2 protein-coding genes are annotated in these 1713 nt (G+C 28.4%); both read right to left on the bottom strand.

All coding sequences use genetic code 11. The annotated features are described in order from the left end of the window. Nucleotides 1–764: glycosyltransferase family 4 protein (locus BKK47_RS12205; protein WP_143529635.1), on the bottom strand; the 764-nt coding region annotated here is incomplete at its 3' end. A 1-nt stretch (nucleotide 765) separates the two neighbouring features. Then, nucleotides 766–1713: lipid II flippase MurJ (locus BKK47_RS12210; RefSeq protein WP_208603986.1), on the bottom strand; the 948-nt coding region annotated here is incomplete at its 5' end.

Genomic DNA, 1713 nt, shown 5'->3' on the forward strand with positions numbered 1-1713 from the left:
CATCCATAACAATAAATTCTATCAGAGCAGTTCTCTAACTCACTCTTTGATAAACCAATAATATGTAATTCATACTGAAAATCATTCAACATATTAAATGCGTTAATTAGTGTTTGTGCACCATTTTTATAGTGCTTCCCACCAATAAACAATATTTTATTGCTAATTTGTTTTTTCATAGCTAATTCTAGTGGAACAACTCTTTGATCATATAAAGAATTTACTACATTCCCTCCCAAAAAACCAATATTTGCACCAGGGTATGTTTTAGCCATATTTTCAGCACATTTCTCAAATAAAGAAATAACCAAATCTACACTATTAATAGCTTTTTCTTGATGCAAAATAAAAGGCTTCTCAAAAAAATAAGGTTCTCTAGAAAGACGCTCACGAATTAAAATATCATAGCTCCAGTCACTAAAAAGTACTGTTGTAATATTTTTATTAGGTTTAATAAAATCAAAATTAGTAAATAGACATAAATCTGGTTGGTGTTTTTTTATGGCTTTTTGAATTACTCTATTGGCCCAAAATCTATATATTGGTGTACGAATAAAGCTATATTTATGATCTGGGTAAAAGAGAGATAAAACTTTCAAAAAAACTTTTCGAAAGAAAGCATTTATATACTTATTTGGAGCAATATTAACCCTAACAACATCATCCCCCTTATTCTCTAAAGTTCTGCTAAAAAGGTATGGTACATTAGACCATGTTGCAGGCTCATTCGCATCTCCATAAGTAAAAAATAAGATTCTTTTCATATTAAAAACATCTCCTTTTTATTATACCTATTACTTCTATAAGTAATGGATTCCTCTGCATGGCTAATATCCCCAAATATGTAATAATACTTAGACACACTAAAATAATAGATTCAAATAAAGGTGATAAATTCAAAGCATTCAGAAATATAGCTAAAATAACTATAGCAAAACATCCCAATACAGATTGATAGAAATTTTTATATACAGTATGCTTTTCAATATATTCTCGACATTCATTAACCACAAAATAGTTATAAAAAAATATAAAAAACTCTGTAAGTGTAATAGAAATAGCTGCTCCAATATGCATAAACCTAGGAACAAGAGTTATATTAAGTATAATATTTATTAAAACAGCATATACAGCCCCTTTCAAACTAATATTTTCCTTTCCTAAAGAAACATTCAGAGCTGAAGTCAGTAACCCACCCAAAATCGCTCCAATAATTGAAATGGAAAATATTTGTAAGACAGGGACTGCTTGAATATAAGCCTCCCCCCCCATAAACAATACTATATTCTTAGCTAAAATAAAAACTCCAGTTGAAACAGGGAATAAAATCAATAATAAATAGGATACTAGTTTGGTATATAAGTACTTAAATTCTTCAATCCTGTTATTAGCTGAAAAATTAGAAAGTTTAGGAATTACAACATAATAAATAGCAGAAAAAATTGTTTTTAATACAGAATATATTTTTAGTGCAACAACATAAATCCCAACATAGTAAACCCCGTTAAATTTCTCAATAAAAATCACGTCTGAATTAACATAAATACTTATTAGTGCTGCTCCAAGGAACAATATGATGATTTTTTCTAAATGTTTTTTCAACTCTAGTCGATAAGTTAACTTTAATCTTAAATATCTACGGCCATACAAGAAATTTGAAACACAAGATAAACCAGAGGCTACTACAGATAAGAGAACATAATAGTATATATG

This window comes from Rodentibacter mrazii (assembly GCF_001998825.1).
Taxonomy (GTDB): Bacteria; Pseudomonadota; Gammaproteobacteria; order Enterobacterales; family Pasteurellaceae; genus Rodentibacter; species Rodentibacter mrazii.